Here is a 24,060-nt window from a genome sequence, read left to right on the forward strand (position 1 = left end):
ACGGTTGTCTTTTTTCTAGCTAAAAAATAATATTTAGCTTTTAGAAAGGTAGTGCTATGTGCAAAATCGTCGAAACGATTTTTATCAGGGAACTATCAAATATCTCGCCTGCATATGTACTTGAACCAAGTCAAGTTCGGGAATTTGGTTATGTGCTTCACTATAAATCACTATCTGTAAAGAGTATACAAGATTTCCTTTCTTTTGTGATATCAAATTTTTACAGACAAAGTAGTAAAATTTGACGTTTCTTATTTTGGCAAGGTTATAGGCTTGTTTTGGGGCTTGAAATAGCAAGAATTAATAGTGATTTAAGGGAAAATATTAACATATGTAGAAGTATTTTTATAAGAAATAACGAGAAAAAATCAATAGGTATGTTCTTGAGGGCTACTTTTTGACGTTTTCTAATTAAAACTTAATAAAAAATAGCAGAAACAAAGAAAAAATGTGCTTACAAGAAGTAATCCGCACTTAGCTAGGAAGTTAAGAATGTGCATGTTATTTTCAAACAAATAATAAGAATCCTATTTCAATCCTTTACAGAGGAACAAGGACTTCGTATAATAAAGGGACGAAAAGGAGCGAAAGTGATGAGAAACGAAATGATGCATCGACCAGTCGTTAAACCAGAATTGGTTGAGTATATGCGTACAAAACAAAAGAAACTTCCCGGAGAATTAGGGGCAGTGGAGGCGGAAGCCAATGAAGCAGGGGTGCCGATTATTCCACACGAAACAGTAGTTTTTATACAATTTTTGCTAGGACAACTAAAGCCCAAAAATATTTTAGAAATCGGGGCAGCAATTGGTTTTTCTTCAAGCTTGATGGCCCAATTTGTCGGTGAAGATGGTCACGTGACCACGATTGATCGTTTTGACGTAATGATAAAAAAAGCGAAGAAAACTTACCAACGCCTGGACTTAGAAGAAAAGGTCACTCTTTTAGAAGGACAAGCAGCTGAGATTCTACCAACGTTGGAAGGACCTTATGACTTTATTTTTATGGATAGTGCCAAATCAAAATACATTGAATTTTTACCTGAATGTTTACGGTTGCTACCAGTTGGCGGCGTTTTAATGGTGGATGATGTATTTCAAGCTGGGACAATCTTAGACCCTGCTGAGGAAGTACCGAAAAAAAATCGAGCGATTCATCGTAAATTAAACCAATTTTTAGATGTAGTCATGGCGCATCCTGATTTAACTTCTACTTTAGTTCCTCTTGGTGATGGAGTTATTTTAATTACCAAAGAGAAAGAAACGATTATTTTAGATAGTTAAAGAATGTCTTCACAAAAAGAAAGCGAATCATTAAAAAGCAAGTTCTTTTAATGATTCGCTTTCTTTTTTATGTTATTTAAAAAGTTATCTCGCTATTTCTAATTGAGAATGATAATCATAAAATTCTCAATATGACAGTATTATGTGTTAATAAAACCTCTTTTGTTTATAATTATTCTATTGACGGAATAATTATAAACTGTTATCCTTAAAGAGTAAAAAAACAGAGGAGGAACGACAATGAATTTAATTAATCAAAAACTTTTTGACTTTGAATGTGATGCCTATCACGATGGTGAATTTACACGAGTATCAACAGAAGATATTTTAGGAAAATGGAGTATTTTCTTCTTTTATCCAGCTGATTTTTCTTTCGTGTGTCCTACGGAATTAGGGGATATGCAAGAGCATTATGCGCATTTACAGGAATTAAATTGTGAGGTTTACTCTGTTTCAGAAGATAGTCATTATGTGCATAAAGCATGGGCTGACGCTACAGAAACGATTGGAAAAATTAAATATCCAATGTTAGCCGATCCCAACGGTCAACTTGCTCGTTTCTTTGGCGTTTTAGATGAAGCTTCTGGAATGGCTTACCGTGCTTCATTTATTGTGAGTCCAGAAGGTGAGATCAAATCTTATGAAATCAACGACATGGGTATTGGTCGTAATGCTGAAGAACTTGTTCGTAAATTAGAAGCTTCTCAATTTGTAGCAGAACATGGTGATAAAGTTTGTCCAGCCAATTGGCAACCAGGAGAAGAAACAATTGCGCCAAGCTTAGATTTAGTTGGTAAAATTTAAATTCGCTTTGTAAATAGAGGTCAAAGAGTTGGATAAAACAGAGAAAATGTTTTGTTCAGCTCTTTTTCTGAAACACAGAAGAAAGAGGAGAAGCAAGTGACAGAAGAAATCTACGATTTGATTATTATTGGTGGCGGCTCAGCTGCTTTATCTGCAGGTATCTATGCAGGTCGCGCAATGATGGATACCTTAATTATTGAAAAAGACAAAATTGGCGGACAGGTAACGACGACTTCTGAAATTGTGAACTATCCAGCGATTCGTCACACAACAGGTCCAGAACTAATGGAAGAAATGCGCATTCAAGCACAAGACTTCGGTGTAGCTTTTACAAAAGACGAGATTATTGATGTTGATTTTAGTCAAACGATAAAAACTGTTCAATCAGCGAGTCAAACCTATCAAGCATATGCAGTATTGATTGCGACAGGGGCCTCTGCTCGTAAAATTGGTTTCCCTGGTGAAAGTGAATTTACAGGACGCGGCGTGGCCTATTGTTCTACTTGTGATGGGGAGTTTTTCCAAGGCCTAGATATTTTTGTGATTGGTGGCGGTTATGCAGCAGCGGAAGAGGCCGTTTATTTGACACGTTACGGTAAATCAGTAACGATGATTATCCGAGAACCCGATTTTACATGTGCAAAATTAACTGCGGAGGCGGCCAAAAATCACCCGAAAATTAAGATTGTTTATAACACAGAAGTGAAAGAAATTACGGGAGATGATTTTGTCCGAAAAGCTGTGTTTGTCAATAACCAGACGGGAGAAGAAACGGTTTATGAAGCTCCAAAAGACAGTACATTTGGCCTGTTTGTTTTTGCTGGAAATAAACCAAGTACAGAAATTTTTGAAGGGAAAATTGCCTTAGACCGTGGGTATGTGCTAACAACTGAGAATATGGAAACCAATATTCCCGGAGTTTATGCAGCAGGAGATTTACGAATAAAAGAATTACGTCAAATTGTGACGGCGGTTGCAGACGGTGCAATTGCCGCCACTCATGCGCAACGTTACGTGACAGAACAAAAAACACAGGCGGGCCAACCGATTGTAACGAAGCGAATGACTGAACGATTAGCTAATCAATCTGCCCCTGAAACAAACAGTCAGCAACCAAAAGAAAAACAGCCAGCGAAAGTTACTGGTAAGCATCAGTGGTTCCCAGAAAGTATGCGCCAACAATTAAACGGTATTTTCGCTAAACTAACCAAAAAAGTGACATTACTTCAGTTTTTGGATGCAAGTGATGAAAAATCATTGGAACTTCAGTCATTCTTAACAGAATTTGCAAGTCTGGATCAGAAGATTACTTTAGAAACGATTTTGAAAGATACTGAGCCAGCCAAAGAATTGCTGTATGGGATTGAAAAAATGCCTAGCGTTGTGCTCTTAGATGCGGCAGGAAACTATACAGGAATTAAATTTAGTGGTATTCCTAGTGGCCATGAAGTAAACTCGTTGGTTTTGGCGGTTTATAATGTCGGCAGCGAGGGGCAGCCGTTAGAAGCAAGTCTGCAAAAGAACATACTTGCATTGCCAAAAAGAAAAATAGAAATCTTTGTTTCACTAACATGTCATTTCTGTCCCGATGTCGTGGCGGCTTGCCAACGTATTGCATCAATTAATCCTCATGTGGAAGCAGAAATGGTGGACATTAGTCTATTTCCAGAGTTGAAAAAAGAAAAGAAAATTATGAGCGTTCCAGCAATGCTGATTGATGGAGAACAAATGATTTTTGGTTCAAAAACAATGACCGAAATTATTGAAGCCTTGGCTTAAAAGAGGCGGAAAAAAGTAATTAACCTAAAGAACCTAAGTCATTCAAAAAAGTGAGAAATACGTCATCTCGACGTATTTCTCACTTTTTTCGCATAGTTAGTCAAGTACCTTTTTTGATTAAGCGATTGAGTTTCCTAAAAAGAATTAAAAAGACACAACAGCAAATGAACAATAGGCTTCCTGTTAGTGGTAAAAAGATACCTTGCATGTAGCTATCGATATGCATTAAACCAGGTACCTCGCTGAAAAAATCATGGATAAACTGTTGAATGAGCTTATTGGCTAGAAAAGCAGCTAAAGGCAAAATAAAAATCAAATAATAGATGGGTTGTAAGGCATAGCTAATTAAAATTTGTAATTTTGTCGTACCTAAAAGAGCTAAGATCAGTAAGTCGTTTTTTTGCTCTAAAAAAGTTAGGAAGAAAGCTCGGCAAATATAACTAATCAGGAAGAAAAAGAGGGTTCCAGCGCTGATTCCAGCCAAACCTCTGAAAATTTTCAAGGGAGGAACCACTGCATAATTATCAAGAAGAATCATTTGTGAAAGCCATCGAGAAAACAACAAAGTCAATAATAGAGCAGAAAAAGTCAGAAAACTAATAATAAAGATAAGAATCAACGTACTAAATTGGTTTTTTGAGCGCCACGCATTTTTGAGAGAGTCTGTGAATAAGTAAAGAATCGAATACATCATCGCGTCCTTTCTGAAAAATTTTTGTTTTAGGGGAAAAGTTATGTAAAAGAAAAGACGTTATCTCCTACCAACTAGCCACTGAAAGAGATAACGCCTTCGCTGGAAACAAGAACTGGATTATTTCACCAATACTAATTTTTTTAAAGGTTCAACCCCAAATCGTTGTTCTTGCTGTAAAAGAATTTCGGCACAAGCACGGCTATCTTCTAAAGCATCATGATGATTATTTAAAGTGATATTGAGGTTTTCACAAACGGTATTTAATTTATGATTAGGAAATTCAGGAAACAGTTTGCGACTCGTTTTGACTGTACATAAAGAAAGGTAATTAGGTTGTTCTAAGCCATAGTAATCTAAACAGCCAGCCAAAACACTACAATCAAAACTTACATTGTGAGCGACCACTAACCGATTTGGTTGAAAACAATGCTGAATTTGTTGCCAGACTTCAGGGAATTTGGGCGCATTGACAACATCTGATTCATGAATGCCGTGAATTTGCGTATTCCGCCAGAAAAAAGGTGTTTCTGGTTTGATTAACGTGTAAAATTCATCCACAATCCGACTATTTTCTACTTTAACAATTGCAATGGAACAGGCACTATGTTTATCATAACTAGCTGTTTCAAAGTCAAAAGCGTAAAAGTTCATTAAAAAAACTCCTTTCAACGCGTTGAGTAACACTTAAAAATCAAGTACAACTTCCACTGGACAATGATCACTACCAAGAATATCTGTATGGATTTTAGCACTGACTAAACGTTCATTCAAGGATTCTGACACAACGAAATAGTCAATCCGCCAACCTGCGTTATTTTTTCGTGCGTTAAAGCGATAACTCCACCATGAGTAGATGCCCTCAGCTTCTGGATAAAAATAACGGAATGTATCAGTGAAGCCACTGTCTAATAACTCAGTAAATTTTTGCCGTTCTTCAGGCGTGAATCCCGCATTTTTTTGATTGGTTTTCCAATTTTTTAAATCAATCTTTTGATGAGCTACGTTTAAATCACCGCAAAGAATTACGGGTTTTTCTTGATTTAATTCGTTTAAATAGGCACGAAAAGCATCTTCCCATGTCATTCGATAAGCTAAACGCTTTAGTTCAGCTTGTGAGTTTGGTGTGTAGCAAGTGACCATGAAAAATTCTGGATATTCTAAAGTGATCACGCGGCCTTCTTGATCGTGAGCCTCGATACCTAAGCCATAGCGAACACTTAACGCTTCTTCTTTAGCGAAAATTGCTGTGCCAGAATAGCCTTTTTTTTCGGCATAATTCCAATACTGATGATAGCCAGGAAGTTCTAAATCAATTTGCCCAGCTTGTAATTTTGTTTCTTGTAAACAGAAAAAATCTGCATCTAATTCATTAAAAACATCCATAAAATTCTTTTTAACAACCGCTCGTAAGCCGTTGACATTCCAAGAAATACATTTCATTGTTGAAACTCCTTTCAAATAAGAAACGCTTTTGCTCGTTTCAGTGCAAACCAGAACCAAAGAAAAGGTCGCTTGGTGCTTTCTTCTATTCTAATACTTTTTAAAGAAGTTTTAAATACTTGAAAAGAAAAAGAGAAAATGACTGATTTTTGGAAAGAAGTAGTCTATGATAAAATAGTAAAAAGAGCAGAAATGAGGACAAATGAATGAAAATTGGAGTCATTGGTTTAGGAAACATTGCACAAAAAGCGTATTTGCCAACTTATAGTGAATGCCGCCACTTGGCAGAGTTTGTATTGGCAACTAGAAACCCAGAAACACGACAAGAAATCGCTGATCAGTATGGCTTTACAGAAACTGTTGGGACCATAGAAGAATTGATTGAAGCGAAGATTGATGCTTGTTTTGTCCATGTAGCCACAAAAGTGCATGGTGCAGTCGTTCGCCAATTATTGCAGGCTGGTATTCACGTCTTTGTGGACAAACCTTTAAGTGAAGAGCTTGCTGAAGTCAAAGAATTACAAGCATTGGCAGTAGCAAAAAATCTGCGCCTGATGGTTGGCTTCAATCGTCGTTTTGCCCCTTATACGGAAGTATTGAAAAATATTCCTGAAAAACAAACAATTTTTCTTAAAAAGAACCGCATCAATACAACGAGAGAAACAAGTTTTATGATGTATGATTTATTTTTACATGTCGTTGATACCGCAGTTTATTTAGCGGAAGGACCGCTCCACGTGGTGCAGTCAAAATTAGTGGAAGAAAACGGTCATTTAAAACGAGCAATTTTACAATTAGAAACCGAACAGACAACGATTGTTTGTTCCATGGATTTACACTCTGGGGCCAATACAGAAACTTTTGAAGTCACCAGCCCCACAGGTACTTATCGCTTGGAAAATTTAACGCATTTGACCATCCAAACAGAAGAAGAATACCAAGTAAAAGAGATGGGAGATTGGACGCCAACATTGGAAAAAAGAGGTTTTTACCAAATGGTTACTGCTTTCATTCAGGCCATTCAAAAACCGCAAGAGCAAGAGTTAAAACAAGAAAAAGTCTATGAAAGTCATGCGTTATGTGAAGAAATGCTACGCCAACAACAACGGCATGTTCTTTAAAGAGGACTAGCAACTTTCTTTCTATCATGCTAGAATAAGACAGATATTTTGAAAAGAAAGGACTAACTTTCGTGAACACTAAAGCTATGTTAGAAACATTAAACGAAATTACTTTATTAGTAGATGAACCATTAAAAAACGTAACCTTTACCAAAACAGGCGGCCCAGCTGATGTGTTGGCCTTACCCAAAACAAAAAAAGAAGTTGAAGAGATTGTGGCGTATTGCCGAGAACAAGGACTTTCATGGTTAGTATTAGGCAATGCTAGCAACTTGATTGTTCGTGATGGCGGTATTCGCGATGTCGTGATTATGCTAACAGAAATGAAAGAAATCAAAGTAGCCGGTACCACCATGATTGTGGATGCTGGTGCCAAGCTGATTGATACAACCTACGAAGCCTTAGCAGCTGATTTAACTGGTTTTGAATTTGCTTGTGGCATTCCGGGAAGTGTCGGTGGTGCTGTTTATATGAATGCTGGAGCATACGGCGGGGAAATTAAAGATGTTTTCCAATCTGCAGAAGTGCTATTGGCAGATGGAACTATCCAAACAATGACGAAAGAAGACCTGAATTTCCGTTATCGTCATAGTGAAATTCAAGAATTACATTGTATTGTCTTGCAAGCAACGTTTGCTTTAGAAAAAGGAAACCATGCAGAAATTAAAGCCCAAATGGATGAATTAACGGAACTTCGTGAACTGAAGCAACCGCTAGAGTATCCCTCTTGTGGCAGTGTCTTTAAACGCCCTGTTGGTCATTTTACAGGGAAATTAATCCAAGACGCTGGCTTACAAGGCTTAAAATGGGGCGGTGCTCAAATTTCCGAAAAGCATGCGGGATTTATTGTTAACATCGATCATGCAACCGCAACAGATTATGTGGAATTAATTGCACATATCCAAGAAGTGATTAAAGAAAAATTTGATGTTGAATTGCAAACGGAAGTTCGAATTATTGGTGAAGAAGTCTAAAAAATAAGCTAGGGAGGCAAGTCATTTTGACTTGCCTCCCTAGCTTTAAATCCTAAGATAAAGGTCGTAAATTTTACTCGTCTTCTAAATTTTCCAATTCTACAACTTTAAAGTTTTTCCGCTCTAAATGTTCTACAATGGCTGTACACGTTTCGGCAGTTGTGCCGGCTGGCAAAGTAATAAGTGTGCGACGAACAAATTCTTCACTATCAACATCCAATGTAATACAGCTGGCGATGCTGCTATATTTGGCAATGATTTTTGAAATGGCTGCTAAGTCGCCTTGTTGACCAACTGAAGCAATTGTTAAAACGTAGCTCCCTTGTTTTACATTCCAAGATTGCGCTAAAATATTTAATAAGGTGCTGTGTGTTAAAATGCCGTAAAAATAATTATTTTCATCTAAAACAGCAATGTAAGGTAGTTCTTTAATAGTAAAAAATACCTTGAAAAATGAAGTGTTGACATAAATAAATTTTGTGGCATTTTTTAACAAATAGGTAACAGGTAAACTCATATCACCACCGTTTGCTTTATGGCGGTAAATATGCATTTTATAGATATTTCCTCGGAAAATTTTTCCAGATTCGTCTAAAATTGGGACACAACGGTAACCTGAGTCTTCTAAAATAGAAAGAGCTTCTTCTAGAGTACAAGATTCATTGACGGTTGTTAAATTATCTTTTTTAATAACTACAGATTTTAATAACATAAACAGGCCTCCTAAGGGTTCATTTTTAATAAATTTATCATATCATAACTTAGCAGAAAACAATAGCTGAGACCTCAGAATAAAAGCAATTTTGTTAAAATAAATAGAAAATAAAGAAAAATCAGATATTTTATAAAAGAAATCAAGCACGTATTCGCGATAATGGTAAAAAATTACGTAAGAATCGGCACAGCGCTTCTTTAAAAAGTAAATTAAACTTTGACAACTTTTTCGAATAATGGTACTGTTAAGAAGTAAATTTGTGAATAGAGGAGGTCGAAGAACATGGCAACAAAGAAAGCAGCTCTTGCTTGTTCCGTTTGTGGCTCTCGCAACTATTCTAAATCCGTTAGTGAAGGTAAACGTGGCGAACGCTTAGAAATCAATAAATTCTGTAAATATTGTAATCAATACACGTTACATAAAGAAACGAAATAGATTTAGAGGAGGGTATCAACATGAAATTTTTCCGCAGCGTTGCTGATGAGATGAAGCAAGTAACTTGGCCAACAAAAAAACAATTGCGTAAAGATACATTAGTTGTAATTGAAACATCTATTTTATTTGCAGCATTGTTCTTTATCATGGATACTGTTATCCAAACGGCATTTGGCTGGATTTTAAAATAATTAATTCTAGTATTTCCCGACGAGGGGTGCTATAATAGTATTCGAGAAAAAGCTTCGGGAAACTGAGCTTTTTTTATTTGCTCGAAAAAAATAAACTAAAACATTTAAAGGAGCCGAATCAGTAATGGAAACTTTTGAAAGAAATTGGTACGTATTGCACACCTATTCAGGCTATGAAAATAAAGTAAAAGCAAACATTGAATCACGTGCACAAAGCATGGGGATGGGCGATTATATTTTTCGTGTCGTTGTACCAGAAGAAACAGAAAAAGAAGTCAAAAATGGTAAAGAAAAAGAAATCGTTCATAAAACTTTCCCTGGTTATGTGTTAGTGGAAATGATTATGACCGATGATTCTTGGTATATTGTTCGTAACACGCCAGGCGTAACTGGTTTTGTAGGCTCACATGGTGCCGGTAGTAAACCCGCTCCTTTATTACAAGAAGAAATTAACCACATTTTACGTTCAATTGGCATGAGCACCCGTCAATCAGACTTAGAAGTAGCGCTAGGCGATACAGTGAAAATTATCGAAGGTGCCTTTTCTGGTCTTGAAGGTGTTGTGACAGAAATCGATGAAGAAAAACAAAAATTAAAAGTAAACATCGATATGTTTGGTCGTGAAACAAGTACAGAATTAGACTTTGAACAAGTCGATAACATTGATTAATAAACAAGCTGACAAACTATTGTTCAGCTGATTGATACAGATTGTAGGGTCTGGAAAAGCAGTCAACTGACTTCTTTTCCAAGCCCTTTTTTAGTTCATCGCAGAAAGGAATGAAAAAAATGAAACATGCCCAAAAATATCGTTATTTTTCTTTGCTAATGGGTCTTGTTCTATTATTAAGTGCTTGCCAAATTGGGGCAACCACGAAGAATGACAATCAAGCCGCCACAAAAGAAGCAACTGTTGAGTTAAACCGCACAACAACACCAACACTTTTTTTTCATGGTTACGCAGGAACTAAAAATTCGTTTGGCTCGTTACTGCATCGCTTGGAGAAACAAGGTGCCACAACTCAAGAATTAGTGCTACTCGTTAAACCTGATGGGACCGTGGTTAAAGAGCGAGGAGCTTTAAGTGGCAAAGCGACGAATCCCAGTGTTCAAGTTCTATTTGAAGATAATAAAAACAATGAATGGAATCAAACAGAATGGATAAAAAACACATTACTCTATTTACAAAAAAATTATCAAGTGAACAAAGCCAATATTGTCGGGCACTCTATGGGTGGTGTTAGTGGTTTACGTTATTTAGGAACCTATGGGCAAGACGCATCGTTACCTAAAATTGAAAAATTCGTCAGCATTGGAGCACCTTTCAATGATTTTATTGATACGAGTCAACAGCAAACCATCGAAACGGAACTAGAAAACGGCCCCACAGAAAAAAGTAGCCGCTATTTGGATTATCAAGAGATGATTAATGTTGTTCCAGAAAAACTGCCCATTTTATTAATTGGTGGTCAATTAAGTCCAACAGATTTAAGTGATGGAACGGTGCCGTTATCTAGTGCCTTAGCAGTCAACGCCTTGCTAAGACAGCGAGGAACTCAAGTCACTAGCCAGATTATTAAAGGAGAAAATGCACAACATAGTCAATTACATGAAAATCCTGAAGTAGATCAATTGCTAATCGAATTTCTATGGCCGAGTAAAAAATAGCAAAAAGGCACATGTTCCATAAAAAATGGAACATGTGCCTTTTTCTATACTTTGGCTAGCGAAATAGCTTTTTTCAGCTATAATAAATAAAATTATTTATTTTTATGAGATATTGGAATGGAATCCTCATGATTTAAATAAGCACAAATCAAGGCTTCAAAGGTGATTAATGTTTGGCCAAAAAACATTTGTGGCTGAGCGACACTTGTTGAAAACGGGCTGTAAGAGTCAGTTGAAAAAACGAGATCTGCCAGTCGACCAAGAGTTGAATTTTTGGCGCCAACAAAAGAAATGATAGGATGTTTTTTCTCTTTCGCAAGCAGAGCTGTTTCTTTTAAGTATTTTTCTTCACCAGAATGTGAAAGGATGATAAAAAGAAAATTCTGATTATTTTGACTATTTATCGAATGAGTATGGGCTGTTGTGATGCTGGGGATGCCATGAAAATTGAAAACTTCACTAATGTAAGCCGCCAAATGTCGTGAAAAGTCATGACCTAAAATAACAAATAAATGACTCTTGTGTTTGGCAAGCAGTTGACAAAACTCGTTGGTTGTTTCAAATGAAGGTGCTGTTTCAAAAGGGATTGGGTGTGAAAAATGGGCTTCTTTTAATTTGTAAATAAGTTCATTATAACCTGATAAATTTAATTTTTTGGCTAAACGAATGATGGAACTAGGCGAAGAAAAGCAGTGTTTGGCAACTTCTCGAATACTCAAATCGGCTGCGTTCGTACTTTGTTGATCCAAATAATACAAAATCTGACTTTCTGTTTTTGTTAAATGATACGTTTCTTTTAAGTAATCTAAGTTCATGAGCAAACCTCCTTTATCAGATTATAAATAATTTTGTGGGAAAAAGGTATCAAAAAATAAAAAAAATGAGGTGTTTTTATGAAAAGGGCAACAAAGCAAAGGCTGTCTTTGACAGCAATCATGGTTTTACTTCTCTCGGGCTGTGGAAGTGTTGGGAAAGAAACCAAAAAGCAAGAACAACAGGTATTACGGGTCGGGATTGATTCGGAATTATCAACGGCAGACGTGTCGTTGGCAATGGATAATACAGCAGCAGATGTAATGAGCCAAGTAGGGGAGGGACTTTTCTCCTTTGACGAAAAAGGAGAAGCGAAACCAGCATTGGCAACTGAAAAAGTACAGCCCTCCAATGATGGTTTAAGCTATACTTTTACGATTCGAAAAGATGCAAAATGGAGTAACGGCGAGCCAATCACAGCCAATGATTTTGAATACTCTTGGAAGCGCACAGTGGACCCAAAAACAGCTTCCCCGCAAGCGTATTACTTTGAAGGGCTAAAAAATTATCGTGCTATTGTTGACGGTGGCAAATCTAAAGAAGAGTTAGGAGTAACAGCCATTGATGACCATACCTTGGAAGTAGAGCTAAGCTATCCTATGAGTTATTTTCAACAATTATTGGCGGTACCAGCTTTTTATCCTTTAAATGAAGCATTTGTCGAAAAAACGGGCAAAAACTATGGTACATCAGCTGAGTCAACACTTTACAATGGCGCCTTCACATTAGAAGGTTGGGATGGCACGAATAATACTTGGTCCTATGTGAAGAATAAAAATTATTGGGATCAAGCGAATGTTTCGCTAGATAAGGTGGATGTCCAAGTAGTTAAAGAAGTCAATACTGGGAAAAATCTTTTCGAAGGGAAAGAATTAGATGTTGTAAAAATTTCTGGAGAAATTGTTGCACAAGAACAAGGCAATGCAGCTTTGAAAATTCGTGAAATTCCTGGAACGTATTATATCCAATTAAATACGCAAAAAGATCTTTTGGCAAATAAGAATGCACGTCGAGCAATAGCATTATCATTGAATTCTGAGCGTTTAGCTAAAAATGTTTTAAATGATGGCTCAAAAAAAGCACTTGGCTTCGTGCCAACAGGTTTCACTAATCAAGAAACGCAAAAAGATTTTGCAGAGGAATTAGGAGATTTAAATCCTAGTGAACCAGAAAAAGCGAAAGAGTTATGGCAAACGGCTAAAAAAGAATTAGGAATTGAAAAAGCGGAGCTAACGATTTTAAGTTCGGATACAGAAAATGCAAAAAAAATCAGTGAGTATGTTCAAGGAGCTTTAGCAGATAATTTAGAAAATTTAACAGTCAATGTTTCGCCAGTTCCTTTTAATAATCGTTTAGAAAAAAGTCGCAGCGGAGATTTCGACATTGTGGTTGGTGGCTGGACGCCGGTATATGCTGATCCAATCGATTTCTTAAACTTATTGCAATCAAAAAATTCCAATAATTTTGGTAAATGGTCTAATAAGACCTTTGATCAGTTGCTTCAAGAAGCAAACGTAACTTATGCAAACAAATATGAAGAACGTTGGAAAACATTGCAAAAAGCGGATCAATTGGTTGCGGAAGAAGCACCCCTAGTTCCTCTTTATCAATTAACAGAAGCACGCTTAGTGGACGATTCTGTCCAAAATTTAGTCTATGGTCCATTAGGTTCAGGCTATTACAAATCAGTCTCTATCAGCGACAAGTAAAGGTTGGGAAAAAATGAAAAAAAGTCAAGCTGTTCAATTAATTCAGGAACTTTCAAATGCTAATGGTGTTTCAGGCTTTGAAACAGAAGTCGTTAGAATCCTTCAACACGCAACTGCGGATTTTACTATTCAACGGCTAGATTCCATTAAAAATTTATATCTTGAGAAGAAAAATAATCTAAGTGAAGGTCCAGTTGTGCTTTTTGATGCCCATAGTGACGAAGTGGGTTTTATGATTCAAGCAATTAAAGAAAACGGCTTGTTGCGTTTTCTTCCGTTAGGTGGCTGGGTCCCTAATACGATTTCTGCACAAAAAGTTCGGATTCGTAACCGGGAAGGCACCTATCTGCCAGGCGTAGTTACTAGTCGGCCCCCTCATTTTATGACACCAGAGGAACGTCAGCGGCCATTAACCATTGCTGATTTGACGATCGACATTGGTGCTACCTCAAAAGAAGAAGTAATTGAAACGTACAAAATCGATCTTGGTGCACCGGTCATTCCAGATGTGACGTGTTGTTACAACGAACAGACAGATCTTTTTTTAGGAAAAGCTTTTGATTGTCGCATTGGCTGTGCTTGCTTAGTGGACGTCATGGAGGAGTTGAAAGAAGAGACACTTCCATTCAAGTTAGTTGCGACAGTAACTGCACAAGAAGAAGTTGGCGAAAGAGGAGCACTTATTGCCGCAAAGCAAGTCAATCCTGATTTAGCTATTGTTTTCGAAGGCTGCCCGGCTGATGATACGGCAGAAACGCCAGAGATGATTCAATCAGCAATGGGAAAAGGACCGATGTTACGCTATTTTGATGTTTCTATGATTACGAATCCGGAATTTCAAGAGTATGCACTAGAGATTGCTAAAATACACAAAATTCCTGTTCAAGTTTCTGTTCGAAGTGGTGGTGGAACCAATGGCATGGCGATTACACAAGTTCAAGGAGCCCCGACGATTGTTGTAGGAATTCCTGTCCGTTACGCTCACACACCCCATTGCTATGTGGACTTTCAAGATTACCAAGCGGCGAAAGAATTAGTCATTCAATTAATCAAAAATTTAGATGCTGACAAAATTCAAGCACTGGTTCAGCCATTGTCAAAGGAGTGGAACAAATGAAGATTTATGTGTCATGCGATATTGAAGGATTAGCAGGTATTGCGACATTTGATATGGAAAAAGAAGACACCGTTTTATTCCGAGAATTATATCACCAACATGTGGCTTGGTTGATTGAAGGGATTCAAAAGAGTGCTAAAAATGAACAAATTACAGAAATTACTATTGCCGATTCGCATAGCCGTGGATTGAATTTAGCTTATGCGCGCTTGGCAGAAATGGATGAACGAATTTCCTTAGTGAGCGGCTTTCCTCGCATGGATTATATGATGAGTGGCTTGGATAGTAGCTATGATGTAGTCTTTTTCTTAGGTTATCATGCCGGTATTGGTAAACAAAAAGGGAATATGGATCATGGGTATAGCGCTAGTGTTGCTTATGATTTAAAAATAAACGACTTAGCGATGAATGAAACGACAATTAATGCAGCTTACGCTAGCGAATTAGGTGTCCCTGTTGGTTTAATTATCGGTGAATCAGGCTTAGAGGAACAACTTTTTCAAGAAAAAATGATGCCCGAAGTTCCCTTTGTTTCCACCAAAGAATCTCTGGGACGTTATGCAATCAAAAATAAACCCATGCAACAAGTTCGGGAAGCTATCGTAGCGACTACAAGTCAGGTGTTAACTTCCTTTGCGTTGTCTGAATTACCCCGATATACCTTGCAAACACCAGCAACTGTAAAATTGCAATGCGTGACGACAGCACAAGCAGATCGTATTGAAATGTTACCAATGATTAAACGCATTGATGGTAGAACCGTTTCATTTGTGGGTGAAACGATGAAAGATGTCATGAATGGAATTGTCGCTGTGGTTGGTTTAGGCGGAACAAGTTATTAAAGTAAGAAGCTTACGGAAAAAAACGAATGGACGTTTTTTTCTGTAAGCTTCTTGCTATAGTTATTTCTATTTTTGTTTCTCTAGAATTTCTTTGCTTAAACGTTGTGCAGTTGGTGTCACCGCAAGACCGCCTTCAGCGGTTTCCTTGAAAATTTGTGGCATTTGGCGACCCACTTGGTACATTGCGTGGATGACTTCATCTGGTGGAATGACACTTCGAATCCCCGCTAAAGCCATGTCAGCTGAGATGAAGGCTTGAGAAGAACCTAATGCATTTCGCTTCACGCAAGGGACTTCAACAAGTCCCGCAACAGGATCACAAATGAGGCCCATCATATTTTTTATCGTAATGGCCACAGCTTGAGCAGATTGATCAGGCGTACCGCCAGAAGCCGCAACTAAAGCGGCACTTGCCATTGCACTAGCAGAACCGACTTCAGCTTGACAACCACCTTCGGCACCACTGATTGAGGCATTATTGGCAATCACTAAGCCAAAAGCCCCAGCTGTAAATAGAAAATCCAATTGTTGCTGATGCGTTAACTTTAAGCGATCAATAACTGCCAACAAGACGCCAGAAACTACTCCGGCACTGCCTGCGGTTGGTGTAGCACAAATCAAGCCCATTTTTGCATTAACCTCATTAACAGCAATCGCATTTCGCACGGCTTGTAAAATGGTCTCACCGCTTAAAAAGTTGCCTGAATGTATGTAATCATTTAAGCGGGTTGCATCGCCACCAGTTAGCCCTGTTACTGAGGTAACACCAGCGATTCCTTCAGCGACGGATTGTTTCATAACGGCTAGATTTTTTTCCATTGTTTCAATAATTCGTTCACGAGAATACCCGCCATGAGCCATTTCTGTTGCAATCATTAATTCGCTCACAGAAGGGTAATCTTTCGCTTGAGCTACCAAATCTTCAATTGAATAAAACATCGTATTACTCCTTTACGTTCATTTAGTCAAAATAGTTAACGCTATATATATGAGGGATTTCAGCTAATTGCATGACAATGTCACCGACTTCGGCTTGATCAACTTCAATAATCATAATCGCTTTTTCCCCTTTAGATTCTCGGGTAACGGTCATTGTACTAATATTGATATCGCTAGCTGAAAGGATGTTGGTCACCTTAGCAATCATGCCAGGAACATCTTGATGAACAACGATAAATGTTGGCGTGCCCATACTTAAAGACAATTTGAAGCCATTTAATTCAGAAATTTGAATGTTTCCACCACCAATTGAAATTCCTGTCACAGATAGTTTTCGGTCGCCAGAAGAAACCACAATTTTAACGGAATTAGGGTGGTCTGCTTTTTCACTTTTAGGAATAAAACAAACTTCCATTCCTTGTTCATAAGCAATTTCCAAAGAATTGGCTAGTTGCTCATCATCTGGTTCCATACCTAAAAGGCCGCCAACTAAGGCGATATCTGTTCCGTGACCACGATAAGTTTTAGCAAAAGACTCATATAAATAAATGTCAACGCTATCAGGTTGCTGTCCAAAAATACTGCGAACCACTTTTCCAATTCTTGCCGCTCCAGCTGTATGAGAACTGCTTGGACCAATCATAACAGGTCCGATAATATCAAAAACACTATTAAAGCGTAACTCTTCCATTTCAGCACCTTCTTCATTAGAATATGTTTTCATTGGAAGTCTAACACAAAAAATGGCGGGGAACTAGGCAATCGCTTGTGTTTTAGCGAATAATTTAAATTTTTATCAGAATGAAAGCAAGGGGCCTTCGTTGACAAATCAGTGAAGAGATGCTAAATTCTAGATAATAAAAGACGAAAAGAGGGATTCGTGCGTTGAAAATTTAAGTTAATTTTTTAGAGAAACTGTATAACTTTGCCTGAATATAACGGGTGGAGTGTGCGGATTTTCGGAAATTAGCTTAAAGAATTCAACCACGGGTCTTTTTGTATACCTTGGATTGATGCCGCTGATTTCCGTAAAGCTGCATCAATTTTGCTTTATGGAGGTATATTTATGTCGAAAATTGAACTAAAACAACTATCTTTTGCCTATGATAATCAAGAAGTATTGCTTTTTGATCAGGCAAATATCACGATGGATACCAATTGGAAATTAGGATTGATTGGCCGCAATGGCCGTGGGAAAACAACCTTATTAAGATTGTTACAAAAGCAGTTGGATTACCAAGGAGAGATTCTTCATCAAGTCGATTTCGTCTATTTTCCACAAACAGTTGCAGAAGAACAACAGCTCACTTATTATGTCTTACAAGAGGTGACTTCTTTTGAACAGTGGAAATTAGAACGAGAATTAACGCTTTTAAACGTTGATCCTGAAGTTTTATGGCGGCCCTTTTCTTCTTTATCAGGCGGCGAAAAGACGAAAGTTTTATTAGGTCTTCTTTTTATTGAAGAAAATGCCTTTCCTTTAATTGACGAGCCAACAAATCACTTAGATCTAGCTGGCAGACAACAAGTGGCTGAATATTTGAAGAAAAAGAAACACGGGTTTATTTTAGTCAGCCACGATCGGGCATTTGTTGATGAAGTGGTTGATCATATTTTGGCGATTGAAAAAAGTCAATTGACGCTGTATCAAGGGAATTTTTCTATTTATGAAGAGCAAAAAAAATTAAGAGATGCTTTTGAACTAGCAGAAAATGAAAAAATCAAAAAAGAAGTCAATCGCTTGAAAGAAACCGCTCGTAAAAAAGCGGAATGGTCGATGAACCGTGAAGGTGATAAGTACGGCAATGCTAAAGAAAAAGGAAGCGGGGCGATTTTTGATACAGGAGCCATTGGTGCCCGGGCAGCGCGCGTAATGAAGCGTTCGAAACACATTCAACAACGTGCCGAAACACAATTAGCAGAAAAAGAAAAACTATTAAAAGATCTTGAGTATATTGATCCTTTGTCAATGGATTATCAGCCAACGCATCACAAAACATTATTGACGGTGGAAGAGCTTCGTCTAGGCTACGAGAAAAATTGGCTATTTGCGCCAATTTCTTTTTCAATAAACGCAGGAGAAATTGTTGGAATAACAGGGAAAAATGGCTCAGGAAAATCGAGCTTGATTCAGTATTTATTGGATAATTTTTCTGGGGATTCAGAAGGCGAAGCCACTTTGGCTCACCAATTAACCATTTCTTATGTGCGCCAAGATTATGAAGACAATCAAGGAACTTTATCCGAATTTGCAGAGAAAAATCAGTTAGATTACACCCAATTTTTAAATAACTTACGAAAACTTGGGATGGAGCGCGCCGTTTTCACTAATCGAATTGAACAAATGAGTATAGGGCAACGGAAAAAAGTCGAAGTAGCCAAATCATTGTCTCAATCAGCTGAGCTTTATATTTGGGATGAACCCCTTAATTACTTGGATGTGTTTAATCATCAACAATTAGAAGCGCTAATCTTATCTGTGAAGCCTGCAATGCTAGTGATTGAGCATGATGCGCATTTCATGAAGAAAATAACGGATAAAAAAATTGCCTTGAAATCATAAAAACATCTTGAAAAAGTAAAGGGAATCCTGTATAGTAATAGGGTATGTTTTAAATGTACGTTGAGTGGGAGGGGAAATCTCAACCCCATTAACCACGCACGAGAACTTAAGGAGGTATTTTCGTGGCTAAAAAAGTAGAAAAAATCGTTAAATTACAAATTCCTGCGGGGAAAGCAACACCAGCTCCACCAGTAGGTCCAGCGTTAGGTCAAGCAGGTATCAACATCATGGGATTCACTAAAGAATTCAATGCTCGTACAGCTGACCAAGCAGGCTTAATTATTCCAGTAGTAATCTCTGTATATGAAGATCGTTCATTTACATTCATTACTAAAACACCACCTGCTGCAGTCTTATTGAAAAAAGCTGCAAAAATCGAAAAAGGTTCAGGTGAACCAAACAAAACTAAAGTTGCAACAGTTTCAAGCGATCAAGTGAAAGAAATCGCTGAACTTAAAATGGCAGACCTAAACGCCGCTGACGTTGAAGCAGCAATGCGCATGGTTGCAGGAACTGCACGAAGCATGGGTATCATCGTAGAATAATTTTTATTCCACACTTACTCAAAGAAGTAGCTTCTCAGTTCGTTTCATATTTAAAGATATGAAAGACGTGGGAGGTACAACCGTTATAACCACAATCAAGGAGGAAACAAAATGGCTAAAAAGAGCAAAAAAATGCAAGAAGCATTGAAAAAAGTTGATGCTACAAAAGCTTACTCAGTTGAAGAAGCAGTAGCTTTAGCAAAAGATACAAACATCGCGAAATTTGACGCAACAGTTGAAGTTGCTTACAAATTGAACGTTGACCCTAAAAAAGCAGACCAACAAATCCGTGGAGCAGTTGTGCTTCCAAACGGAACTGGTAAAACACAAACTGTTTTAGTATTCGCTAAAGGCGAAAAAGCTAAAGAAGCTGAAGCTGCTGGTGCAGATTTCGTAGGCGACGACGACATGGTTGCAAAAATCCAAGGTGGATGGTTCGACTTTGACGTAGTTGTTGCGACTCCTGACATGATGGCTACAGTTGGTAAATTAGGCCGTGTCTTAGGACCAAAAGGTTTAATGCCAAACCCTAAAACTGGTACTGTAACAATGGACGTTACAAAAGCTGTTGAAGAAGTTAAAGCTGGTAAAGTAACTTACCGCGTTGACAAAGCTGGTAACATCCACGTACCAATCGGTAAAGTTTCATTTGATAACGAAAAATTGGTTGAAAACTTCAACACAATTAACGACGTATTATTGAAAGCTAAACCATCAACTGCTAAAGGTCAATACATCAAAAACATTTCAGTAACAACAACATTTGGACCTGGAATCCACGTTGACCAAGCTTCTTTCTAATTTGAAAGAAAATAATTAAAAAATTCTTGACTCACTCACTTACCCTATGGTAAAGTGAGTGAGGTTAATAATTAACTGTACCGAAGACAGTAGGTGACGCAAGTCTTAATTTCCTACCGAGGACAATTGTTGAGTTATATACAATTCGGTCCCTCTATGTCTACGGTGGCATGGAGTTTTGTTGTTTTACACGACTTTTTGAAAAAAAGCCGATGTAAAACAATACTTGACGAACGAAGTGAGCGAAGTTTCATTTGATTCTTCTACTTTACATATCGTAAACCAAGTCCAACTCCACCATCAAAATCAGGAGGTGAAATAAATGAGTGAAGCAGCAATCGCTAAAAAAGAAACCCTAGTTCAAGCAGCCGCTGAGAAATTTGAATCAGCAGCATCAGTTGTAATCGTGGACTACCGTGGTTTAACAGTTGAAGAAGTCACTAACTTACGTAAACAATTACGTGATGCAGGCGTAGAAATGAAAGTCATCAAAAACTCAATCCTTTCTCGTGCAGCTAAAAAAGTTGGTTTAGACGGCTTAGACGAAGTCTTTACAGGCCCAACTGCTGTCGCATTCAGCAACGACGATGTAGTAGCACCAGCTAAAATCATCGACGAATTTGCTAAAGATGCAAAAGCATTAGAAATCAAAGGTGGCGTCATCGAAGGAAAAGTTTCTTCAGTGGAACAAATTACTGCGTTGGCAAAACTACCAAACCGCGAAGGTTTACTATCTATGCTATTATCTGTATTACAAGCGCCAGTCCGCAACGTGGCTTACGCTGTCAAAGCAGTGGCAGAGAAAAACGAAGAAGTTGCTTAATTGCAGTCTAATTCAAACAAATAAAAAACAAACAATTTTAATTTAAATGGAGGAAATTCAAAATGGCATTAAACATTGAAAACATCGTTGCTGAGTTAGAAACAGCAACTATCTTAGAACTAAGCGAATTAGTTAAAGCTATCGAAGAAAAATTTGACGTATCAGCAGCAGCTCCTGTAGCAGTAGCTGGACCAGCAGCAGGTGGAGCAGCAGAAGAACAAACTGAATTCACTGTTGAATTAACAGCAGCTGGCGATCAAAAAGTTAAAGTTATCAAAGCAGTTCGTGAAGCAACTGGCTTAGGCTTGAAAGAAGCTAAAGCTGTAGTTGATGGCGCTCCTGCACCAGTTAAAGAAGCTGTTTCTAAAGAAGAAGCAGAAGCTTTAAAAGCTGCTTTAGAAGAAGTTGGCGCTTCAGTAACAGTAAAATAATTCATTCAACTTTTGAATGTTCGAGAACCCTTGTGTTTCAAGGGTTCTTTTTTTATTAAGCTTTTAAATGGTGGTAAAGTTAGTGAATTGATTGTCAAAATAATCTTTTTGTTTAATAAAGATAAGCATTCCTAGCCAAAGAGAAAATCCAGAGGATCTTAACCTCTGGATTTGATAATTTTCTATAAGTTCTCGTTACCAATATTATTTGATAAAAAGCAAATTATTTAAATAATGACTGAATAGTAGTTCTACTTCTTTTTATTTTTTATAATGAATATACTAACTAAAGATAGTAAGATGATTCCAATGATAGTAAATAAAACTGATTTTTTTTCGCCAGTACTGGGAAATATCCCCTTTTTGTGCTCGGTTGAACTTGATGTAGTAGCTTTCTTAGAACTGCTCGTAGTTGTTTGTAATGTAGATTCTGTATTAGTAGTATCCGAAGAAACACTTTCAGCACTTTGATTAATTGACGTATAATCGTTTGCTTTTATTTTATCTGCCATTGATGCTAAACCATAATCACCACGGACATCAGATGGGTAATTTTGGTTAGCGTAGTCTACCTTGACTTGATTAATTAAATCGACGAGTGTTTGATCGCTTAAATTATTTACAACATCACTATTTAAATCATATACATAAATTAACGAAAGTCGAATTTGAGGTAAATAATTTTTTAAGTCATCAATCGTTAATGTTGAGTAATCTGTAGAGTAGGAGTCCTCCGGGATAGGTTTCTCACCATATAATTTAGTAATCATTCTCGCTGTTCCACTGATGTCTTGGTTTACAAAATGAAACGAAACTTTTTTTGCGTAGTCCAGTTCGTCATCAGATAAACGATTTATCAAGGTTTCTGTTAAACCATACATACCTACGTAATTAAGAAGTGTTTGACGAAGCGATGGAAGTTCCTCGCTTTCAGCTGTAAGTGCTGTTGAATCAGTTGAAGCATTAATTGTTGTTGCTGAAGTTTCTTGCGTTAAAGAAGTAACTGTTGACTTTTCCACAGAAGCTTCATTAGCCGAATCTTCTGCCCATACATTAGAAACTGATAGTGTGGTAATCGAAACAAAACAAAAGAGTCCTAAAAACATTTTTTTCATTTTAATCATTCCTTTCGTTACCTATTGTAACATTTTTGAAATATTTTTGTAACAATTAAATATTAAGAAAAGCTTAAGAATATATACTAGGTGATAAAAAATATAAATTTTAAACTATTAATCTATCAAAAATACGATCCGTAGAGACTATTACATTAGTTTCAAAATATTTCAAAGGTGTTGGTTAAAGAAGTACTGTATTCGCTTAATGGTAGTTTCGAGTAAATTAGTCATTATATAAAAGATTGACAAGTATGCTGCATAGCGAAAACTTCGTCAATCTTTTAAAAGGATAAAAATACAGATTTAAGAATAATGACAATTTATTTTAAGTCAAAAACTGTTGACGATATTGTCGAGGTGTCATCTCTTTTTTCTGGAAGAAAAATTTTGAAAAATAAGAAGGTGAAGAAAAACCTGCTTCAAAACTGATTTCCGTGATGGTTAAGGAACTTTTTCTTAACAGAGAACAGGCTTTTTGCAATTTTAAGTTTTGTACATAAATACTAGGATTTGTTTGTTCATAACGCTGAAATAGCTTAAATAAATAGCTACGATCAATGTTATACTCAGAAGCTAATTGACTAATTGAAAGATTGTTTGAAAAATTTTCGTGAATAGCCATTTTAATTTGGTTAAATAATTGTTGGCTTTGGTTTTCGTGCTGTGTAACGGAATGATGCTCTAGATAATTCAACAATTGAAAGCTTTCACTTAAACTGCCAAAATGATTATGTTTCTTCGCTTCTTGGTAAATATTTTTAAATAAACTTTCTAATTTCTTATCAACAGTTCCTTTTAAAATACAATTTTCGGTAGTCAGGCCTATTTTTTCTAAATACTGAGACGAAAGATCTCCAACAAAACCGACCCAATGATAGGTCCAAGGATTTTGCCGATTAGGATAATAAATATTGCGACAATTGGCTGGAATCATAAACAAATCGCCAGCGGTAATGTGTTGTTTTTCCATAAAGGGTGTTGAAAAATAACCTTCACCATCGCTACAATAATGCAAAACCCAATAATTAATGGGGGCAAACTCAGTTGGTTTTGTCGGGCGGCATTTTTCATAGCCAGCTTCATAAAGATGAAATTCTTGGCTAATAGGTTGATCATTAATCAGGATGCTGACATTATTTGTAAAAACATTTTGCATGCTATCACCTCTTTATAAGAGTATGTAAAGGCTTTCTAAAAGTCAACATCTTTACAAGAAATAGGCAACATTTTTTATTTTTAAAAAACTGTAAGCGTT

The 24,060-nt window shown here is 37.1% G+C and carries 26 protein-coding genes and 1 other annotated feature; of the genes, 17 read left to right on the forward strand and 9 right to left on the reverse strand.

Going from position 1 to position 24,060, the window contains the following annotated elements; genetic code table 11:
• Positions 1–593 precede the first annotated feature (593 nt).
• The 3 genes from IGI97_RS03495 to IGI97_RS03505 all read left to right on the forward strand — a co-directional run bounded on the left by IGI97_RS03495 (position 594) and on the right by IGI97_RS03505 (position 3,866).
• Positions 594–1,283 carry an O-methyltransferase gene (locus tag IGI97_RS03495; protein WP_438737989.1) on the forward strand — a complete coding sequence of 230 codons (690 nt, stop codon included), beginning with the start codon at positions 594–596 and terminating at the stop codon, positions 1,281–1,283.
• Between the two features lie 240 nt (positions 1,284–1,523).
• Positions 1,524–2,087 carry an alkyl hydroperoxide reductase subunit C gene (ahpC, locus tag IGI97_RS03500; protein WP_002356396.1) on the forward strand — a complete coding sequence of 188 codons (564 nt, stop codon included), beginning with the start codon at positions 1,524–1,526 and terminating at the stop codon, positions 2,085–2,087.
• Between the two features lie 96 nt (positions 2,088–2,183).
• Entirely contained in the window at positions 2,184–3,866 is a 1,683-nt protein-coding gene (locus tag IGI97_RS03505; protein WP_438737991.1) for an FAD-dependent oxidoreductase, read from the forward strand.
• Positions 3,867–3,966: 100 nt separating this feature from the next.
• Here IGI97_RS03505 and IGI97_RS03510 read toward each other — a convergent pair whose 3' ends face one another.
• The 3 genes from IGI97_RS03510 to IGI97_RS03520 form a co-directional block, all read right to left on the reverse strand.
• A complete protein-coding gene (locus IGI97_RS03510) occupies positions 3,967–4,557 on the reverse strand; it encodes a hypothetical protein (RefSeq protein ID WP_438738781.1) in 591 nt (196 codons plus the stop codon).
• A gap of 120 nt (positions 4,558–4,677) precedes the next feature.
• On the reverse strand, positions 4,678–5,211 hold the full coding sequence (locus IGI97_RS03515) for a 3'-5' exonuclease (RefSeq protein ID WP_438737993.1): 534 nt from the start codon (positions 5,209–5,211) through the stop codon (positions 4,678–4,680).
• A 33-nt stretch (positions 5,212–5,244) separates the two neighbouring features.
• Positions 5,245–6,000: an exodeoxyribonuclease III gene (locus tag IGI97_RS03520; RefSeq protein WP_002367205.1), complete on the reverse strand. Its 756-nt coding sequence runs from the start codon at positions 5,998–6,000 to the stop codon at positions 5,245–5,247.
• 206 nt (positions 6,001–6,206) lie between these two features.
• Here IGI97_RS03520 and IGI97_RS03525 point away from each other — a divergent pair, with 206 nt between their 5' ends.
• Positions 6,207–7,121, forward strand: coding sequence for a Gfo/Idh/MocA family protein (locus tag IGI97_RS03525; protein ID WP_002384066.1), 915 nt, complete (start codon positions 6,207–6,209; stop codon positions 7,119–7,121).
• An 86-nt stretch (positions 7,122–7,207) separates the two neighbouring features.
• Positions 7,208–8,095 carry a UDP-N-acetylmuramate dehydrogenase gene (gene murB / locus IGI97_RS03530; RefSeq protein ID WP_002387193.1) on the forward strand — a complete coding sequence of 296 codons (888 nt, stop codon included), beginning with the start codon at positions 7,208–7,210 and terminating at the stop codon, positions 8,093–8,095.
• A gap of 73 nt (positions 8,096–8,168) precedes the next feature.
• Here the strand turns inward: murB and cbpA are convergent, their stop codons facing one another.
• The gene (gene cbpA / locus IGI97_RS03535; protein ID WP_002365057.1) at positions 8,169–8,807 is read right to left on the reverse strand and encodes a cyclic di-AMP binding protein CbpA; all 639 of its coding nucleotides are present in this window, start codon (positions 8,805–8,807) and stop codon (positions 8,169–8,171) included.
• 285 nt (positions 8,808–9,092) lie between these two features.
• Here cbpA and rpmG point away from each other — a divergent pair, with 285 nt between their 5' ends.
• The 4 genes from rpmG (at position 9,093) to IGI97_RS03555 (ending at position 11,104) form a co-directional block, all read left to right on the forward strand.
• A complete protein-coding gene (gene rpmG / locus IGI97_RS03540; RefSeq protein WP_002356408.1) occupies positions 9,093–9,245 on the forward strand; it encodes a 50S ribosomal protein L33 in 153 nt (50 codons plus the stop codon).
• Between the two features lie 20 nt (positions 9,246–9,265).
• Positions 9,266–9,436: a preprotein translocase subunit SecE gene (gene secE, locus IGI97_RS03545; RefSeq protein ID WP_002356409.1), complete on the forward strand. Its 171-nt coding sequence runs from the start codon at positions 9,266–9,268 to the stop codon at positions 9,434–9,436.
• A 124-nt stretch (positions 9,437–9,560) separates the two neighbouring features.
• Complete coding sequence (gene nusG / locus IGI97_RS03550; RefSeq protein WP_002384070.1) at positions 9,561–10,106, forward strand: transcription termination/antitermination protein NusG; 546 nt, start codon at positions 9,561–9,563, stop codon at positions 10,104–10,106.
• A 110-nt stretch (positions 10,107–10,216) separates the two neighbouring features.
• Complete coding sequence (locus tag IGI97_RS03555; protein ID WP_002356414.1) at positions 10,217–11,104, forward strand: alpha/beta hydrolase; 888 nt, start codon at positions 10,217–10,219, stop codon at positions 11,102–11,104.
• Between the two features lie 92 nt (positions 11,105–11,196).
• Here IGI97_RS03555 and IGI97_RS03560 read toward each other — a convergent pair whose 3' ends face one another.
• Positions 11,197–11,919, reverse strand: coding sequence for a MurR/RpiR family transcriptional regulator (locus IGI97_RS03560; protein ID WP_153854345.1), 723 nt, complete (start codon positions 11,917–11,919; stop codon positions 11,197–11,199).
• 78 nt (positions 11,920–11,997) lie between these two features.
• On the opposite strand from IGI97_RS03560, the gene IGI97_RS03565 reads away from it, so the two are divergent.
• The 3 genes from IGI97_RS03565 to IGI97_RS03575 are packed head-to-tail and all read left to right on the forward strand — an operon-like array spanning position 11,998 to position 15,585.
• Positions 11,998–13,626 carry a peptide ABC transporter substrate-binding protein gene (locus tag IGI97_RS03565; RefSeq protein WP_002362312.1) on the forward strand — a complete coding sequence of 543 codons (1,629 nt, stop codon included), beginning with the start codon at positions 11,998–12,000 and terminating at the stop codon, positions 13,624–13,626.
• A 13-nt stretch (positions 13,627–13,639) separates the two neighbouring features.
• A complete protein-coding gene (locus IGI97_RS03570; protein ID WP_002397881.1) occupies positions 13,640–14,743 on the forward strand; it encodes a M42 family metallopeptidase in 1,104 nt (367 codons plus the stop codon).
• Entirely contained in the window at positions 14,740–15,585 is an 846-nt protein-coding gene (locus tag IGI97_RS03575; RefSeq protein ID WP_438737997.1) for a M55 family metallopeptidase, read from the forward strand. The genes IGI97_RS03570 and IGI97_RS03575 overlap by 4 nt, the downstream gene beginning before the upstream one ends.
• 66 nt (positions 15,586–15,651) lie before the next feature.
• Here IGI97_RS03575 and sdaAA read toward each other — a convergent pair whose 3' ends face one another.
• Entirely contained in the window at positions 15,652–16,524 is an 873-nt protein-coding gene (sdaAA, locus tag IGI97_RS03580) for an L-serine ammonia-lyase, iron-sulfur-dependent, subunit alpha (protein ID WP_002362308.1), read from the reverse strand.
• 22 nt (positions 16,525–16,546) lie between these two features.
• The gene (gene sdaAB, locus IGI97_RS03585; RefSeq protein ID WP_002414070.1) at positions 16,547–17,215 is read right to left on the reverse strand and encodes an L-serine ammonia-lyase, iron-sulfur-dependent subunit beta; all 669 of its coding nucleotides are present in this window, start codon (positions 17,213–17,215) and stop codon (positions 16,547–16,549) included.
• Positions 17,216–17,590: 375 nt separating this feature from the next.
• Between sdaAB and lsa(A) the strand changes: the two genes are divergently transcribed.
• The 5 genes from lsa(A) (at position 17,591) to rplL (ending at position 21,687) form a co-directional block, all read left to right on the forward strand.
• Positions 17,591–19,087: an ABC-F type ribosomal protection protein Lsa(A) gene (gene lsa(A) / locus IGI97_RS03590; protein ID WP_438737999.1), complete on the forward strand. Its 1,497-nt coding sequence runs from the start codon at positions 17,591–17,593 to the stop codon at positions 19,085–19,087.
• Positions 19,088–19,209: 122 nt separating this feature from the next.
• Positions 19,210–19,632, forward strand: a complete 423-nt coding sequence (gene rplK / locus IGI97_RS03595; protein ID WP_002356424.1) for a 50S ribosomal protein L11 — start codon at positions 19,210–19,212, stop codon at positions 19,630–19,632.
• A gap of 111 nt (positions 19,633–19,743) precedes the next feature.
• Positions 19,744–20,433: a 50S ribosomal protein L1 gene (gene rplA, locus IGI97_RS03600; RefSeq protein WP_002356425.1), complete on the forward strand. Its 690-nt coding sequence runs from the start codon at positions 19,744–19,746 to the stop codon at positions 20,431–20,433.
• Positions 20,434–20,495: 62 nt separating this feature from the next.
• Positions 20,496–20,625 (forward strand) — a sequence feature (ribosomal protein L10 leader region).
• A gap of 130 nt (positions 20,626–20,755) precedes the next feature.
• A complete protein-coding gene (rplJ, locus tag IGI97_RS03605) occupies positions 20,756–21,256 on the forward strand; it encodes a 50S ribosomal protein L10 (RefSeq protein WP_002356426.1) in 501 nt (166 codons plus the stop codon).
• Positions 21,257–21,318: 62 nt separating this feature from the next.
• Entirely contained in the window at positions 21,319–21,687 is a 369-nt protein-coding gene (gene rplL, locus IGI97_RS03610) for a 50S ribosomal protein L7/L12 (RefSeq protein WP_002356427.1), read from the forward strand.
• 251 nt (positions 21,688–21,938) lie between these two features.
• Here the strand turns inward: rplL and IGI97_RS03615 are convergent, their stop codons facing one another.
• Together IGI97_RS03615 and IGI97_RS03620 are read right to left on the reverse strand one after the other, a co-directional pair.
• Positions 21,939–22,811 carry an LPXTG cell wall anchor domain-containing protein gene (locus tag IGI97_RS03615; protein ID WP_002367197.1) on the reverse strand — a complete coding sequence of 291 codons (873 nt, stop codon included), beginning with the start codon at positions 22,809–22,811 and terminating at the stop codon, positions 21,939–21,941.
• A 319-nt stretch (positions 22,812–23,130) separates the two neighbouring features.
• Positions 23,131–23,961, reverse strand: coding sequence for an AraC family transcriptional regulator (locus IGI97_RS03620; protein WP_002356429.1), 831 nt, complete (start codon positions 23,959–23,961; stop codon positions 23,131–23,133).
• Between the last annotated feature and the right edge of the window lie 99 nt (positions 23,962–24,060).

It is taken from the genome of Enterococcus sp. DIV2419, from assembly GCF_051711865.1.
GTDB classification, from domain to species: domain Bacteria; phylum Bacillota; class Bacilli; order Lactobacillales; family Enterococcaceae; genus Enterococcus; species Enterococcus faecalis.

Bases quoted from the DNA above. Each gene is read 5' to 3' on its own strand.
- IGI97_RS03565 (WP_002362312.1), top strand. From the start codon at position 11,998: ATGAAAAGGGCAACAAAGCAAAGGCTGTCTTTGACAGCAATCATGGTT.
- rplA (WP_002356425.1), top strand. From the start codon at position 19,744: ATGGCTAAAAAGAGCAAAAAAATGCAAGAAGCATTGAAAAAAGTTGAT.
- IGI97_RS03495 (WP_438737989.1), top strand. From the start codon at position 594: ATGAGAAACGAAATGATGCATCGACCAGTCGTTAAACCAGAATTGGTT.
- secE (WP_002356409.1), top strand. From the start codon at position 9,266: ATGAAATTTTTCCGCAGCGTTGCTGATGAGATGAAGCAAGTAACTTGG.
- nusG (WP_002384070.1), top strand. From the start codon at position 9,561: ATGGAAACTTTTGAAAGAAATTGGTACGTATTGCACACCTATTCAGGC.
- IGI97_RS03510 (WP_438738781.1), bottom strand. From the start codon at position 4,557: ATGTATTCGATTCTTTACTTATTCACAGACTCTCTCAAAAATGCGTGG.
- cbpA (WP_002365057.1), bottom strand. From the start codon at position 8,807: ATGTTATTAAAATCTGTAGTTATTAAAAAAGATAATTTAACAACCGTC.
- murB (WP_002387193.1), top strand. From the start codon at position 7,208: ATGTTAGAAACATTAAACGAAATTACTTTATTAGTAGATGAACCATTA.
- IGI97_RS03570 (WP_002397881.1), top strand. From the start codon at position 13,640: ATGAAAAAAAGTCAAGCTGTTCAATTAATTCAGGAACTTTCAAATGCT.
- rplJ (WP_002356426.1), top strand. From the start codon at position 20,756: ATGAGTGAAGCAGCAATCGCTAAAAAAGAAACCCTAGTTCAAGCAGCC.
- IGI97_RS03515 (WP_438737993.1), bottom strand. From the start codon at position 5,211: ATGAACTTTTACGCTTTTGACTTTGAAACAGCTAGTTATGATAAACAT.
- sdaAB (WP_002414070.1), bottom strand. From the start codon at position 17,215: ATGGAAGAGTTACGCTTTAATAGTGTTTTTGATATTATCGGACCTGTT.
- IGI97_RS03620 (WP_002356429.1), bottom strand. From the start codon at position 23,961: ATGCAAAATGTTTTTACAAATAATGTCAGCATCCTGATTAATGATCAA.
- ahpC (WP_002356396.1), top strand. From the start codon at position 1,524: ATGAATTTAATTAATCAAAAACTTTTTGACTTTGAATGTGATGCCTAT.
- IGI97_RS03525 (WP_002384066.1), top strand. From the start codon at position 6,207: ATGAAAATTGGAGTCATTGGTTTAGGAAACATTGCACAAAAAGCGTAT.
- rpmG (WP_002356408.1), top strand. From the start codon at position 9,093: ATGGCAACAAAGAAAGCAGCTCTTGCTTGTTCCGTTTGTGGCTCTCGC.
- IGI97_RS03555 (WP_002356414.1), top strand. From the start codon at position 10,217: ATGAAAAAAATGAAACATGCCCAAAAATATCGTTATTTTTCTTTGCTA.
- IGI97_RS03575 (WP_438737997.1), top strand. From the start codon at position 14,740: ATGAAGATTTATGTGTCATGCGATATTGAAGGATTAGCAGGTATTGCG.
- IGI97_RS03520 (WP_002367205.1), bottom strand. From the start codon at position 6,000: ATGAAATGTATTTCTTGGAATGTCAACGGCTTACGAGCGGTTGTTAAA.
- IGI97_RS03615 (WP_002367197.1), bottom strand. From the start codon at position 22,811: ATGATTAAAATGAAAAAAATGTTTTTAGGACTCTTTTGTTTTGTTTCG.
- sdaAA (WP_002362308.1), bottom strand. From the start codon at position 16,524: ATGTTTTATTCAATTGAAGATTTGGTAGCTCAAGCGAAAGATTACCCT.
- IGI97_RS03560 (WP_153854345.1), bottom strand. From the start codon at position 11,919: ATGAACTTAGATTACTTAAAAGAAACGTATCATTTAACAAAAACAGAA.
- rplL (WP_002356427.1), top strand. From the start codon at position 21,319: ATGGCATTAAACATTGAAAACATCGTTGCTGAGTTAGAAACAGCAACT.